The organism is Dysgonomonadaceae bacterium zrk40 (genome assembly GCA_016916535.1).
In the GTDB taxonomy this organism is placed as follows: Bacteria; Bacteroidota; Bacteroidia; order Bacteroidales; family Dysgonomonadaceae; genus Proteiniphilum.
Window position 1 is genome coordinate 2,477,626 of record CP070276.1, and the last position, 15,673, is coordinate 2,493,298.

Annotated in this window: 7 protein-coding genes; all 7 read right to left on the reverse strand. The window is 48.4% G+C overall.

What is annotated here, in order from left to right:
- Window positions 1-18: 18 nt before the first annotated feature.
- The 7 genes from JS578_10425 to JS578_10455 all read right to left on the reverse strand — a co-directional run bounded on the left by JS578_10425 (window position 19) and on the right by JS578_10455 (window position 15,655).
- Complete coding sequence (locus JS578_10425) at window positions 19-1,965, reverse strand: glycoside hydrolase family 97 catalytic domain-containing protein (protein ID QRX63278.1); 1,947 nt, start codon at window positions 1,963-1,965, stop codon at window positions 19-21.
- Window positions 1,966-2,028: 63 nt separating this feature from the next.
- The gene (locus tag JS578_10430) at window positions 2,029-3,414 is read right to left on the reverse strand and encodes a family 43 glycosylhydrolase (GenBank protein QRX64989.1); all 1,386 of its coding nucleotides are present in this window, start codon (window positions 3,412-3,414) and stop codon (window positions 2,029-2,031) included.
- A gap of 59 nt (window positions 3,415-3,473) precedes the next feature.
- A complete protein-coding gene (locus JS578_10435) occupies window positions 3,474-4,685 on the reverse strand; it encodes a hypothetical protein (protein ID QRX63279.1) in 1,212 nt (403 codons plus the stop codon).
- Between the two features lie 38 nt (window positions 4,686-4,723).
- Window positions 4,724-5,857: an esterase gene (locus tag JS578_10440; protein QRX64990.1), complete on the reverse strand. Its 1,134-nt coding sequence runs from the start codon at window positions 5,855-5,857 to the stop codon at window positions 4,724-4,726.
- 88 nt (window positions 5,858-5,945) lie between these two features.
- Complete coding sequence (locus tag JS578_10445) at window positions 5,946-7,667, reverse strand: glycoside hydrolase family 43 protein (protein ID QRX63280.1); 1,722 nt, start codon at window positions 7,665-7,667, stop codon at window positions 5,946-5,948.
- A gap of 106 nt (window positions 7,668-7,773) precedes the next feature.
- On the reverse strand, window positions 7,774-11,658 hold the full coding sequence (locus JS578_10450) for a response regulator (GenBank protein ID QRX63281.1): 3,885 nt from the start codon (window positions 11,656-11,658) through the stop codon (window positions 7,774-7,776).
- A gap of 175 nt (window positions 11,659-11,833) precedes the next feature.
- Complete coding sequence (locus JS578_10455) at window positions 11,834-15,655, reverse strand: glycoside hydrolase family 3 C-terminal domain-containing protein (protein QRX63282.1); 3,822 nt, start codon at window positions 15,653-15,655, stop codon at window positions 11,834-11,836.
- Between the last annotated feature and the right edge of the window lie 18 nt (window positions 15,656-15,673).

Consider the following 15,673-nt stretch of genomic DNA (forward strand, 5'->3'; position numbering starts at 1 on the left):
TCTAACCGTGTTAGTTACTTATTGTGTGATTACAAAGCCCCCACCAGACTGAAGCGTGACGCTCACCTTACCGTTTCTTTTGATTCTTTGGTCGGTGACCAACGGTTCTTTGTCGTTGGTGTCGCTGTAAATCGTCACTTTCTTCCCGGCAATCATGGGAAGGGCCAGCTCGAGTTCCAAAGGATCTTTCAGGGCATTGACCCCGGCAATGTACCACTGCTCACCATGACGGCGGGCAATGACCGAGTACTTACCCGGGTAACCGTCGATATACAATGTCTCTTCCCATGTGGTGGGAATCGATTTCATGAAGTCGATCAGGGAAGTTGGTGCGTCGGTCAGGTTGTTGGGGGTTAATGCAAACATTTGCACCGCATTTTGAAAGAGGATACCGGTAGCAATCTGGAACACATCTGTGGTGAGTCGTTTTTGTCCCCTGCTGTTTCCCCTGTTGAGGAACTTGTTCATAAAGACCCCACCAAACTCCATGCTCCCCACGCTGTTGCGGATAAAGGGATGCAGGGTTGCATAGAATGCCTCTTTCTCCCGCACATCCTGTGAGAAGATCAACATTTCGGAGGCGAGTACCGCCTCGCTCCCTACATAGTTGGGGTAGAGCCGTTCCCATCCGCGGGGCAACGTACATCCATGGAAGATGATCATCAAACCGTAGTCATTGGCGTCAGATAAAATGTCTTCGTAATAACGCATCGTCTCTTGCTTGTCTCCTCCGAAAAAATCTACTTTTAATCCTTTCACACCTACTTTTTTCAGCCATTTCATCTCCTCTTTCCTTGAAATGGAGCTGTTCAGCCTGTTTCTGGGTCCTTGTGGTGCATCATTGAATCCGCCGTTGGAGTTGTACCAGAGGAAAACGTCTACATTCTTGGATTTGGCATATCCAATCAGCTCCTCCATTTTCTCATAGCCGATGTTGGTGTCCCACAACGCATCAATCAGGATGTATTCATATCCCATCTCCGAAGCCAAGTCAATGTATTTCACCTGATCATCCCAGTTCATGCTTTGGTCCTGCCATACGATCCAGCTCCAGGTGCCCCTTCCGTACTGGTACTCCTGTGAGGCTTCATAGAGTGGATCCACCAGGTCAAACGGGATGGTGGTTTCTACGATAGGTTTCAGACTGCTGCCCACCGTGATAGTACGCCATGGGGTGACACCGGGCAGTGAGAGCTGTGCACCTGTGCTCCCAAATCCGTTGTTCTGCCTCATTTCTGGAAAAGCTACCCTGTAGAGCCCCTCCCGGGTGCCATCACTCAGGTGGGAGGCGCAGTACTTACTGGTGACCCCTGTCTCGGAGATCAATGCCCAGCCGTCGTCACCGATGCGGAAGAGTCCCGGGAATACATACCCCAGGTTGCCATGGGTCGGTTTTCCCACAGGCTCATCGTTGGTATAGCCACTCTCGTAGCTGGGAGAGGTCCGGGCGAATGCCCCCATCGCACCCATCATTGGAGAGAGAAAGGTGGTTGTGAACTCCGGGAACTTGAATCCCGTAGCTTCTTTTTCAACCACGCAGGCTCTTCGCTCACCCCATTGCGGAAGCTCGTAACGAAAGGCCACATCGTTGTTGCTTACCTGGAACACGATTTGCAGTCCTCTCTGCCTTGCATCCTCTAGAGAAACGACCATCTTGTTGGCTTCATAGCGAACGTTAGACTGCTTGATCTTATCCTGGGTGTAGTTCTTCTCTACCGTTGAGGTTTGATGTCCTTCATAGGTGAGGTTGGTGCTAAAATCCCCTTCATTGGTAACAATGCCCAGTGGTGACTGTTCCAGAATGGTATTGCCTTCATACTCTACAGAGTATTGGGGTTGTCCTTCCTCAACGTAGAACTGTAGGTTGAGCTTCCCGTCAGGGCTGGTCAAGGTGGCAATCTGTGCCAACAGGGTGTGGGTGGTGAAGGTGAATAAGATAGAGAGGGTAATAAAAAGATATTTCATTGTTGTTATGATTTCGTTATTTGTGAATGGTCAAACATTCGATTGTTGATTGATAAAGTTTCTTTATTCAGAGAACTTCCAGTAATCGAAGTACATCAGGTGGCTTTTCGGGTTTCCCTTTACAACGAAGTAGAGATCGTGTAGTCCGGTGATTCCGTTCAGATCAGCCGATACCACTGCCCAGCGGTCGCTGCCACCGGTACGCGGGATACGCACTGAAGCGATCTTCTCACCCTCACGACTTCCCAGCCTCACCTCCAGGGTGATGGGATCGTTATGGGTGGTGGCAACTCGGGCGGTGAATTGAGTGGCACCTTTCTCTCGAAAATCGACATCGCGTATTTTGATATAGCTGCCGTCATTGTTAGCCGTCACAAAAACCCCTACCTGGTCGTTGTGGGACGACTTGAATCCTTCGGAGAAGGCAATGGTCTCAGCATGGTTCAACAGATAAGGATTCAGTGTAGCCAGACCCTTGCTGATGCCTTCGGTCATGTTCAATTGCGGGATGGATCCATCAGGATTGAATCGCATTTTCTCCACAGCCACAGAACGGGTGAAGCCACCGCCGCCCGGGAGGGCACCGTTGTGATAAAAGAAGTAGGTCTGACCGCGAAAGTCGATCACTCCGGGGTGATTGGTAAAAGCCCCTCCCTGTGCCGGCATCACCACACCCCCATACTTCCATGGCCCTTCCGGACTCTGGCTGGTGGAGTAGCCGATGTGTTCCGGCAGAGGTCCTCCCGGCCAGAAGAGGTAGTAAAGATCGTTTCTCTTATAGAGCCAAGGTCCCTCCTCATAGAGGGTGCTGCGCTGCGGGTCACCTTCTCTTTTTCCGAATGACTCCGCGGTGAGGGGTACCTTCACGATATCTCCCTCGTAGGAGATCATATCTTCGTTCAGCTTCACGTAGTAGAGGTTGGGATTTCCCCAGTAGAGATAAGCTTGTCCGTCGTCGTCGATGAAAACCGTGGGATCGATGTCTCCCCAATCGGTTTGCGCCAGCGGTTTGCCCAGAGGGTCGTAAAAAGGTCCCAGGGGACTGTCGGCCACCGCCACACCAATGGCACCCCGGTTGTTCTCCCTGGAGATCATCGGCACATACATGTAGAATTTCCCATTTCTCTCAATGCACTGGGCCGCCCAAGCATCCCCTTTAGCCCATACGAAATCGCTGTATGAGAGTACCACGCCGTGGTCGGTCCAGTTCACCATGTCGTTGGTGGAGTAGAGCCGCCAGTCGTCCATGGTGAACCAGGTAGATCCGTCGGCGTCGTGGGTGGTATAGAGGTATAGCCGGTCGTTCCATACCATGGGGGCCGGATCGGCTGTATAGCGTGTCTGGACGATAGGGTTTTGTGCAATAGATGACTCGATGGCTGAAATTCGCAGCAGGATCAGGAGTAGGATAAGCAGTATCCTACTGCTTTTTGTAAAGGGACAATTCATTTTCATTTTTATTCTTCTGATTTGTGGTTGATCTGTTTCAATAAATGATATCTTATTGTTTATTTTCTCCATAAGTTGGGTAAAAAGCGGTAGTAGAGCAGATGGCGCCAGGTGGACCAGTCGTGGCCGCCATTGCCGCCGACGTAGTACTCATGTTCTATCCCGTGATTGGTAAGCGCATCGTGTAGTGCCTGGCAACGAAGGTTGAAGAAGCCCTGAGCCTCTTTGGTGCCCTGACCTACGAATAGATAATCAACCTTGCTGTTTACCTGTGGCTCCTCCAGAAAGTGCTGCAACGTAGTCTCTGGGTCGGTGTCACCGGCGCTGAGGATGCCGAAATTGGCAAACAGGTCAAGTGAACGGAAACCGATGAACATACTGTGACGGCCACCCATAGAAAGCCCCGAGATTGCCCTTCCTTTGGGCTCCTTACGGGTAGCGTAACAATCATCAACCAACGGGATGACATGTTCTCGCAGCTCTCGTTCGAATAGGTCGAACGTCAGTTCTGCATGGCGGGGATGGTTCCTGTGGATGATCTGATTGTTGGGGATGACGATCAGCATCGGTTCCGCTTTCCCTTCAGCCAGCAAGTTGTCCATAATAAGATTCACCCTGCCATCGTAGACCCAGTTGGAGGGAAGTTCACCGCTCCCACCAAGCAGGTAGAGCACAGGGTACTGCTTATCGCTGTGATATCCGGGTGGGGTGTAAACATATAACTCACGTTCCCCGTCTGTGACATTGGAGTGGTAGATGTGTCGGGTCACAACGCCGTGGAGAACTTGCTTTGCATCATAGTAAGCCGGCTCATCACCATGTACCACCAACTGACTGTATGGGGGCATGGCGGTGAAGGCTGCGATGGTGTTCGAGGGATCGGGAATCTGCATTCCGTCCACCCGGAAGTGATAGGCATAGATGTCGGGATCGAGTGGGCCGATGGTCAGCGACCATATCCCATCTTCTCCTCTGGTAAAGGGAATGGGTTCATTTCCCTTTCCCAATGCCGTATGAATTGCACCTGGATTCAATATCACCTCGGTTGCAAGGGGAGCCTTTAGACGGAAGGTGACGGTACGGTCTTCATGTACCTCGGGAGAGTTGAGAGGTGCGCTGAAAGGAATCAAACCCTCTGTATCCTGGTGCGGGTTGAAATCGAGGTTCACGTTGGCTTGTTGTGCAATGGTTGTCTGTGAAAATCCCAATATAAAAAGCAACAGTGTCAGGAGATTGACCGATTTCGAATGATTCTGTTTTATGTTCTGCATTATGAATTTCATTGGTTGATAGATTAATCGTGAAGGATTTAATGAAATAATAATTGAGCATACTGATATAGTGACCTGCGCCAGGTGAGCCATTCGTGTGCGGTGTTAGGAGATTCGTAGAAGTAATGCTTAACCCCCTGCTTCTGCAACATCTTTCGAAAAGCGCCAATTGACAATTGGAACACATCCGGTTCTGTAGTGCCAACACCCAGCCAGAGTACCCTGATCTGAGCGTTGATGCGGTCACCATTGTTGAATACGCCACCAAGGAAACTTTCAGTATCAATCTCCGCAGCACTGGGATAGTTGGCGGTACCACTGAAACCACCGTAGTAGGCAAATTTGTCAAGGTTGTTCATGATGATGCGCATGGTTTGGTTGGCACCCATCGACAGACCTGCGATGGCACGGCTTTCCCGCTGATCAATGGTTCGGAAACGTTGATCGATCATTGGAATGATCTCACCAATCATCACCTCTTCAAACACCATCGTAGAACGGCTCGGATTGGTTCCGGTCTGCTCTTCCTCGGCTCTGAATGCATAGCCATTGTCCATCACGATGATCATAGGTTTGGCTTTCCCTGCCGCGATCAGGTTGTCGAGAATCAAACCGGCTTTCCCTTGTCCGGACCATCCTGTCTCATCTTCGAAGCTGCCATGCTGCAGGTAGAGCACCGGGTAGCGTTTCTCATCTCCTGCATCATAACAGGGTGGCGTGTAGACAAAGCAGCGACGCCAGGAACGGGTGATTTCAGAATAGTAGTTTAGTTCACTGATCCGTCCGTGTGGCACATTTTTGAGAGCATAGAACTCTTGATCATGCGCGGGAATCTCAATCCCGCTGCCCCAGCGTCCGGCTCCATAGAAGTAGCGTGTTCCGGGGTCAGGGACAGAAGCTCCATCGATGTTGAGTTGATAATAGTGAAACCCCTCTTCCTGGGGAGCCGACTCTCCAATCCAAACTCCCAACTCGTTTTTTGTCAGGTCATATTTCACACCCCCGATATCAAGTTGTACATATTGCGCGTCTGGAGCCTCCAGTTGCACTCGCACACTCCCCTCAGAATTGACCTGTGGATACTCTTTTCCCGGCTGGTTGACTTCCGAAGGTTGGAAATCCTCCTTCACCGGACTTTGGGCCCATGCCGTATTGAGTACCGTTGCAGTCATCAGACACAGGAACCATATGTTTTTTCTGTTTGTCATGTTATGGTTTTATTTTTAAAGGTTTACAGAGCCGCCGCAATCCCGGTTGATATTATTCCGGGAACGCGTCATTCTTCGTGGTAGCATGCAAGCCGATCAGGTTACCGGTGAAGCCGCCTGCAACGTCAGTGGAGAGGATGTCACCGGAGACCGTTCCACCCAGGTTGTGATAACTCTCACCGTTCGTTGAGTAATTGAAACGATAATCATCCCCTTTTGCGTTGATCTGTAGGCGGATAGTTTTTTTTGTCTCTATAGGGGTACTGGCAAGAACAGTTGAGGTTCCTCTTTCAGTGCGCTGCAATACCAGATAATCCTGATTGCCTTTACGGGTGATTCCGAAAAGGTAATAGAATCGCTCACTCTGGTAACAAACCATTCCGGCCAGATCCTTTTCTGAAGCAGGTTGGTATTGCAGTGTAGTGGTGGCAGTAAAATATCTGTGTTGCTGCCGGTGAAAGAGGGTGGAAGTGGGGGCAACCGCTTTCAGGTTGACAGGGAATGGTGTGAGTGCGAGTCCTTTTTTGTCAGCTTTTGTAAATCCCTCACGGGGTCCTCTCACCCCAATCCAGCGATAGTCCAGGTCTGATTGGAAATCATCGCGAAAGGTAAAGTTACCATTGGGGAAAAATCCATCTTTACCGGTTTTATTTGTTACTCCTTCCGGCATTTTTAGTTTTGGTGTCATGGGGATCAGCCCGTTCTCGAATACGGGATACTTACCGCTCCAGTCTACCGGCAGGATGAATGTCTCACGCCCGGTATTGACTCTGTTCTGTTCATTCGGGCGGATTGCCAGAAAGACACCATAGTATTTACCGTCGGGACCCTCCACCAAGTCGGCATGTCCGGCCCAGTCCACCTTGTTTGCCCGGTCGGGATGCAGGTAACGCTGTGAAAGGATGGGGTTGTTGTCAGCAGGAGTGTAAGGACCTTTTGGGTGATCACTGGTGAAGATCACTTCGCTGTGCCAGTCTCCGGTACCCCCCTCGGCACACATCAGGTAATAGATGCCATTTCTCTTGTAAATGTGGGGAGCTTCGATCCAAATAGGTTTTTGCGTGATGTCCACACCTCCATCCACAATGATTTGGTCGCTTCCGGGGATTACCTGATCATTTTCCATGTCATATTCCCATATCTTGATGACGCGATGCCCCTCATAAAGTTCTTTGCCCCTGTCAGGTGCATCGTTGTGAATCACATAGGCCTTACCGTCGTCATCGAAGAAGAGAGAGGGATCGATTCCGCCAAAATTGAGTTTCTGAACTTCACTCCATCCTTTAAACGGATCCTTTGTTTTTACCACCATGTTGCCAATATCACCGGCAAACTGTGTAGTGATCATGTAAAATGTATCGTTGTAGGGGTTGTACTTGATGGCCGGAGCATAGATCCCTGCACTAATACCGCTGTCATGTACAATCAGCTGCGATTTCCTGTCGAGCACATGACCTATTTGCTTCCAATTCACCAGATCGTTGGAGTGAAAGATGGGCACTCCGGGGAACATGGCAAAGGAAGAGGAGACAAGGAAATAATCATCTCCTTTCCTTGTGATGGAGGGGTCGGGGTAACAGCCCTGGAGAATCGGATTGTAAAACTCGTCCGGTTTTAATGGATTAGATTGGTATACAGGGTCTTCTCCCTGGTAGGTGAATTGGCTGAAAAGGGGCTGATTTGATTGAACGCTCTTTTGAGCATGTGTACCTGAATAGGTGAACAAAAGGATGCATGCAGTCAGCAGCAGTGGCAGGTTTAAATTTGTTTTCATCGTGGTAAAATATGATTATGAACTACCGCAAATATAGCATGCAACGGGGAGACCGTATCCTGATTTTGGATAGTTAATTCACTTTTATAGATAAAACAAATAAAGTTTACAGCTTGGAGGGTGATTTTCCGAAATAAGTCTTGAAGGCTGCGCTGAAATATTTCACGCTGGAGAAGCCACATAGCTCACTTACCTCCGTAACGGAATATTTTCCGGACTGGATCAGTTTTAGGGCATGGTTTAAACGGATGCTCTTGATGAAATCAATAGGTGAGAGATCTGTCAATGATTTGATCTTCTTGTATAGCAGTGATGAACTGACATTCATCTCGGAGGCGAAGGTCTCCTTGTTGAATTGCGTGTTGTCCATGTTGGCGTGAACCACACTCACTGCTTTCTTTACAAACTGATCGTCCAGCTCGTTCAGATAGATTGTTTCTCCATCATCTTCATCAATCAGGCGAAGAGCTTTCTCTTTGACAATCTTCCTATTCTGAATGATGTTGAATATACGCTGGTGCAGCAATGTCATGTCGAACGGTTTGGTGAGATAATCATCTGCTCCCAATCCCAATCCGTGCAATTGTTGCGATTTCTCATTCAATGCAGTTAGTAGGATGACCGGAATATGTGAAGTTTCATACGTCGACTTTACAAGCCTGCATAATTCAAACCCATCCATGTTGGGCATCATCACATCAGAGATAATCATATCGGGCATTTTTTTCTGAATCATCTCCCAGGCAATCGCTCCATCTTTTGCGGCTACAATTTTATACCTGCTCTGCAGAGATTGTTGCAGGAACTCTATAAGGGCATCATTGTCCTCCACAATCAGGAGCTGCTCTTTTTGTTCACTCTCCTGATTGATTGCCGTGATGAATTCCTCTGCCTGCGGAACCATGGATGTATGTTTTTCAACACTCTCAATATCGACGTTGAGTGAGGGTGATGTAGCCGACACTTCTTTATAGGGTATGGTTATGCGGAAAAGAGAACCCTCATTCTCTCTGCTCTCGAGGGAAATGCTCCCTCCGTGCATGGCTACGTAATTTTTCACCAACAGTAGACCGATCCCCGAGCCGACGATGGTTGAATTGACCACGTTGTCGCCCCTGTAAAACTCCCTAAATAGTTTTCTTTGGGCATTTTCTGAAATCCCCAATCCATGATCTTTTACCTCTAGAATCCATTTGTTTGGATCACAATTTAGATTTATTTCGACTTCGCCCTTAGGATGTGAATACTTGATGGCATTTGATAACAGGTTATCAATCACCTTTTCAATTTTCAATTCATCTACTGCAGTTACATAAGCATCTTTGTTGCTATTGAAAACAAGCTTAACATTTCGTTTTGAGGCAGCGGCATCGAACATCGATCTTCGTTGACGGATAATTTTCACCACATCACTCATCATCAAAAAGGCTTGACCTTTGCCGATGTCAACCTTCTGGAAGTCTAGTAGTTGGTTTGTGACCGAGGAAAGTCTTCCCGCTTGTTCTGTGGCTAGGTTAAGGTAATAACGTCCCTCGTTAGAGAGGTTTCTCTCCTTGTTTAGTTCGTCGATAGGTGCATTGATCAGTGTCAAGGATGTACGTATGTCGTGTGCCATGTTGGCAAAAAAGCGAATCTTGTCTTCTGCGTGTTGTTGCCTGATCCGATTGATGTAAAAACGCAGGATAAAGACCAATAACGATATTGTTAACAACATGATAGCCAGTCGAAACCAGAACGTCCTCCACCAGGGAGGCGTAATCTGAATCTTTAGTGATCGCTCCTCCACAACCTGTTTGAGTGAGTTGTCATACATCCGTATTTTCAGTGAATAGTCACCACTTGGCATGCTGGCATAAGTGATGGCTCCCGAACTGGTCGGTTGGGTCCACTCATCATCTATTCCTTCCATTTTCCAGGAGAATTTTGAGTAGAGAGAGGAGGTTCCGATGGGGAGAAACTCCAGAGTAAGTGTGTTTTGGTCGTATTTCAGTGAGATCTCTTCCAGCTCATCGAGAGGGGAATCAATGGTGAAAAACTCATTGTTGCGCAAAGATCGTCCTGAGATGACAATATCCTGGAAGTATATTCTCCCCCTTAAGGGTGAAAAAAGCATCGCATCGGGTTCAAACATCAATGCTCCACTGCTGGTACCCCAAATGAGCTGTCCGTTGGAGAGCTTCAGTGATGCGTTCTGGTTGAAGGATACATTGAAGAAGGAGGGCAAGGAGGAGAATATTTCTACATTTTTTTCCTCGGTATCAAATTTACATAGACCGGATTCTGTCCCCAACCAGAGGTGATTCCCTTCCCGCAGGAGACTGTTCACATAGTTTGAGAGCAATCCCTCATCTGTGGTGAATTTTTCAAGGGTGTTGTCTCTCAGGTTATATCGCAACAGTCCATCTCCGGAGGTCCCCATCCATACATTGTCACCAATGACAATCAAGTCATGCAGGAGATAACCATCCAGGATTGTGCGTGTTTGTCCCGTTTTTTTATCCATCACAAGCAATCCGTAGGTACATGCCAGCAGTAGATTGCCGGGTGTGAATTCCTCAAAGGCATATACCGGTTGAAATGGGTAGGCCTTGAAACGCTTCTCACTTTCAATATAACGGAAGATTTGTCCCAGCGGGCTGCCTAGCCAGAGATCGCCGTGACTGTCCCTGATAATGTCAAAGATATAGTCGTTTGTCAGTGATGAGATTCCATCATCACTGGAGTAGTGTGCAATCTCTCTGCCGGATATCCCATCGATGACATAGATGCCTGATGAATAGGTTCCTGCCCAGATGTAGCCGTTTCGGTCCTCACAGAGTGAAAGAAATACCTGTGCCTGCTCCTGTAGGTTCTGATAATAGGTTTGCCATTTGCCTGAAGATGTTTCCCAACGACTTATCCCATTGTTGGTGGCAAACCAAATGTTACCCCTGCTGTCTTCAATCACTTTGTTGACATTGTCGTTGCTTAGTGAGTTGGGGTTGTTGATCTGATGAGTGATTTGTGTAACCTCAGCCGATTCCTGATCGAAATAGGAAAGTCCCCCACTATATGTACAAACCCAAATACGCTTATTTTGGTCATGTAAGATGTCATAAACCCCATTCCCCTTCAAAGATAGAGGATTGTCGGGGTTCTCCTTGTAGATGTTCAATACCTGTTGGTTATTACTGTTTAACTCCCAAATCCCCTGTCCGTCAATACCAACCATCACTGTTGTATCAGTATTGGCTACAATGGCGTAGATAGGCTGCTTTGGAAACGGTTCAAGCGTTGATTGCTTTAGTTGGTTTCTCTGAAGATTGTATAAATACAACCCATTTGCGCTTGTACCCACCCAAACCGTTTCATCTTGTTGGTTGTAATAAAACCGGGTTACGTTCAATTCATTATCCTCTTCATATTTGTAGATGTGGCGGTCGGTAAGGGAATGGGTATTCATCATCCAGAACCCGTTGTTGGTAGCCATGAACAAATGCAGATCATCAATCCAAATAAAGTCATGCACATCGTGATATTTATCCTTACCCAATGCTATAATTTTCTGGTTCTGATACTTATAGAGACCGGAAGAGGCGGCTATCAGGATGGATCCGTAACGGTCAATTGCGATCCTTTTTAGCACCAGATGGGTGTCATTCAGAGGTTTACGTATGTCAATGACAAGGTCGAAACGGTCATATACCTCGTTGTAATGAAATATCTGACCGTTGTTGGTGAAAGCCAGGAGTGAGTCCTTGTCGTAAAGCAGTTTTGTGGTGATGATGTTAGGCGTTTCATAGGGTAATTGATAGATGTGGTAACTGTTTTCAGTCAACCGAAGTATGCCGCTCTTAGAGGATGCCCAGATGAATCCATTTCTGTCCTTGCACACCGATGCGACCTCTCTCATGCTTATTCCGTGAATTGAGTTGATGTCATAGAATTTCACATTGGAAAAGCAGTATGTAACGGAAAGAAAGAGAAGGGCAAATATGAATTTGGGTTTCATTGACAATTACTTTCTGAAAAATCATACAACCATCAGGAAGAGTTTACTTCCTATCGGTAATGGCCCATGATACATTACACATTGTAAAACGATACTTCAAAGATAGTAATAATTGTCAAAAAAACATAAGAGTCGTCTTGTTCTTAAGATTTAAAACTGCTCTCTTGCTTTGTACTCACTTTTTCATCTGTTCATATTTAATTCCCGAATTATGAATGTGAAAGTAATCGAATGAGACATCAAATGGTGTTTCCGGCTTGGATGTGTCTGAATCGAACCAGAAGGTACTGGTCATGCTCTGTGTGATGATACCATCACAGGCAATCAATCCCGCCTTAATATTCTGCAAGGTGGCCTCCGTACTTCCAAGTAACTGATAGGTTTCACCATCGAGAGAATAGTAGGCAGTGTAGTGGGCTCCCTCTTTTGTCAAACGGAGGTAAAGTGGCTGGTCACCGACAATCATCTCATTCAGGTTAAACGATACTGCCGATCTGGCAATATCATTCTCCTCTACCAGCAGGTCGATAGTCCCTGGCTGTGGCCCTCTCTGGCGGGTGGTCTTTGTCACCGCGCGTAGCATCAGCTTCACAAAGTTATGGTCATCCTGCCAGGCAATGATTCCAGCATTTTCCGGTTGTGATGGGGCCCGGGAACCTATCAGCTTGGTTTCGATGGTCCAGTCATTGTTGGCGCTCTGCAGCAGTAGGTTGCGGGCATTGTTGCTTTGTTCTGAGACATCTCCCTTTTCGGTGGTGATGGTGAGAGACCCCTGGTTTGAGGAGAAAGAGTGATGGTTGCTGTTTTCACGAATCCACTCCCACTGTGAACCGAGTTTGCTATCATTGAACTCATCACTCTGAGAGGAGTGGTCAAAGTTCAGGTAGTAGCTGTTCTCCTCCATGGTATGGTAATCAATAAACCGTACAATGGCAGTACCGGGAACGGAGGTGACCTGATCGACCTCCACGGTGGTTGTTTCACTCATCGCTGTTGCTTCCACCGTGGGTAATGAAGATTGTTTCATCATCTGGAAGCTGTATGCGTTTACCTCCGGTTTGAACGATTGAAGCGGAATGCCGTTCACGCTAATGGTGGCGGGTGTCAGGTCGGGAACCACCTTGACTGGATAGCTATCGGATGCGGTGGTACCGTTATAAGTAACAGAAGCAATGATGGAGGCAACACCCGGTTGATGTGCTGTAATCTTTCCGTTTTGGTCTACTGTCACCACCGAGGGGTTCGTACTTTTGTAGACAACCTCAGTATGCTCGATTGCAACAAAGCTGTCATCCAGTAATGTAGCCGACAAACGGCTCGCTGCCGACTCACTAGGGTTGAGAATCATATTGTCAGATTCGGCTACCACTGTTTCAAGTGTTGGCTCGAATTGTCCCATCATCACGGCATTCACACTGCCCTTGATGTCATGCGACGATGCTCCCACTTCGAATGTGTAGGTCCCCTGATCAAAGGTGATTCGGTTCTGTTCCGCGTCCCAGTACCAAAGGTCTCTACAATCGATGTCGATTGAAACGGTTTTGGTCTGTCCGGCAGGAATGGTCACTCTTTTGAATCCTTTCAGTTGCTTGAGTGGTCGCCCCTTTGCTGCAGCATCGGCTGTTCTGAGGTAGATCTGTACAATCTCATCACCGTCTCTCTTTCCGCTGTTCGTCACATCGGTGGTGATGGTGATCCGGTCATAGGGGGTGATCTCCTTTTTACTGATGGTAATCTCATCATAGTCAAAGGTGGTGTAGGAGAGTCCATATCCGAATTCGTAGGAGACCTCCTTGCCGAAATACCAGTATGTACGCCCGTTTTTGTGCTCATCTCCACGCAGTGAGTAGTCTCCTAACGGAGGAAGAACATTGACGGAGCGATACCAGGTGACACTGCTCTTACCGCTGGGGTTGACTTCACCGAAAAGGATCTTAGCCATAGCTGTACCCTGGGCCTGTCCGTTGTAACCGGTGTAGATCAATCCGGGCACATGCGGGTTCTGTTTGATGGCTTCCACCTCTACCATGCCCATGGTCTGCATTACCACAATGGTATTTGGGTTCACGGCTGCAACTGCCTCTATCAGCTGCATCTGATTGCCGGGTAGCGAGAGGGAGTATCGGTCTGATTCCTCCCTGCCGGTATTCTGGTCAGTACCTACAAAAATTAGCGCCACATCGGCGGTGGCTACCTTTTCCAGCGTCTCCGGATCAATTGACTCTGCCTGTGGTTCGCGAAAGACGAAGTAGATATCCTGTGGCCCCGTGATGCCGAGGGTGTTTACCTTTACCGGAAGAGTTAAACCTCTGCCAAAGGTTCGTTCACCCCCGACACTTTCAACCCTCTGTGAAGCAATGATGTTACCGGTGGGCGCACCAATACGGACTTCCAGGGTGCCGCCTCCCTGTGCCACGTTCAGTTGTAGGATCAGTGAATCCAGGTGGGTCAGGTCAATGTTGTGATAAGATGTCCAGTCGCCATCTTTGATTCCTTGTAGTGTAGGGTTGCCAAAACGTTCTGTGGCGATGATGCCGGGAGCGGCAACATCAAAATCGGTTGCGTTGTACTCTTTGCGGTCCCCGCCGGTACTGCGCGTGGTGAAGCTGCGCAGCGTAAAGAAATCGGTTCTGCGGCTCGTATTGCCTCCTTCACCATGGAACAACTCAATGGGAAGATTGTGTTGTTCGATATAACTGCGCAATCCCTGCAGATGGGAGATGCTCAGGTGAGCTTCCACCGGTCCGGAGTAATCACCCAGCTCCACCCTGTCGGCTTGTGGTCCCAAGACTGCAATTCTCCTGATCTTTGCGGTTTGTAATGGGAGTGCTTTTGTGGTGGTTGATGCAACCTGTTCATTTTTCAACAGAACGGGACTCTTGGTCGCAATCTCCAGTGCCAGATCGTTGTGTGCGGGATCGTTGATGATGTCGGGTCTGAGTCTGGAGTAGGGAACGATGGCGGGAGGATCAAACTCGCCCAGCCGCATGCGGATGGTCATCATATTGATCAATGCCCTGTCGATATCTGTCATGGTGACCAGACCCTGTTGCAGTGCTTCCAGTGCATTGCTCTGGTACTCTCCCCCGCAGTCAGAGTCTACTCCAGCCTTCAAACCGGCTGCAGTGGCTTCCACTCCATCCTTCAGGAAGTGATGTCCTTGGAAGATGTCGGAGATGGCTCCGCAATCGCCCGTCACATATCCATTCATGCCATATGTTTTCCTGGCAACGGAGTCTACAAGAAATATGCTGGCAGACATCGGTATTCCATTTACGGCGTTGTAAGCCGTCATGATGGAGGGAAGATTGTCCTTTTCTATCAGCGCTTTGTAGGGTGTGAGGTAGTACTCACGCATATCCCGTTCGTCCAACTCTGAGTTACCGTTGTGGCGGTTGTATTCACTGTTGTTGGCGATGTAGTGTTTGCCGGTAGGGACCGTTTTAAGGTATTGGGGGTCATCGCCCATCATCCCTCTCACAAAGCCGCTGGCCAGTGCGGAGACCAGGAATGGGTCTTCACTGTAACTCTCGGCGGTACGGCCCCAGCGGGGATCTCTTGCAGGTTCGATGACGGGCGACCAGTAGGTGAGGGTGAAGATGCGCTCGTTGTTGAAACCACGGGCTTCATCCGCAATCACCGAAGCTTCTTTTCGTATCAGCTCTGGATCCCAGGTACTGCCCACGGCAATGCTGTTGGGAAAGGAGGTGGCTGTCATACCGGCATTGTTGTTCCTTCCTACCACCCCGTGCAGTGCCTCACCCCAGACATCATACTTGTTGATGCCCAGTCGCGGTACCGGTGACATGGTGTTCCCCAGCAGTGTTTGTTTTTCTTCCGGCGTCAATCTTGAAACAAGATCGACCGCCCTCTCCTCAAACGTGTAGGCGGTGTTGAGGTAGAGAGGTTGTCTGCTTATTTTATTGCCGTCATTTTGGGCAGCGAGGTTAAACTGCAATAGGATCAGTAGAAAGGAGCTTAAAAGAAACTGTCTCATGGCTTTGTATTTATTGTG

Bases quoted from the DNA above. Each gene is read 5' to 3' on its own strand.
- JS578_10440 (QRX64990.1), bottom strand. From the start codon at position 5,857: ATGACTGCAACGGTACTCAATACGGCATGGGCCCAAAGTCCGGTGAAG.
- JS578_10425 (QRX63278.1), bottom strand. From the start codon at position 1,965: ATGAAATATCTTTTTATTACCCTCTCTATCTTATTCACCTTCACCACC.
- JS578_10430 (QRX64989.1), bottom strand. From the start codon at position 3,414: ATGAATTGTCCCTTTACAAAAAGCAGTAGGATACTGCTTATCCTACTC.
- JS578_10445 (QRX63280.1), bottom strand. From the start codon at position 7,667: ATGAAAACAAATTTAAACCTGCCACTGCTGCTGACTGCATGCATCCTT.
- JS578_10450 (QRX63281.1), bottom strand. From the start codon at position 11,658: ATGAAACCCAAATTCATATTTGCCCTTCTCTTTCTTTCCGTTACATAC.
- JS578_10455 (QRX63282.1), bottom strand. From the start codon at position 15,655: ATGAGACAGTTTCTTTTAAGCTCCTTTCTACTGATCCTATTGCAGTTT.
- JS578_10435 (QRX63279.1), bottom strand. From the start codon at position 4,685: ATGCAGAACATAAAACAGAATCATTCGAAATCGGTCAATCTCCTGACA.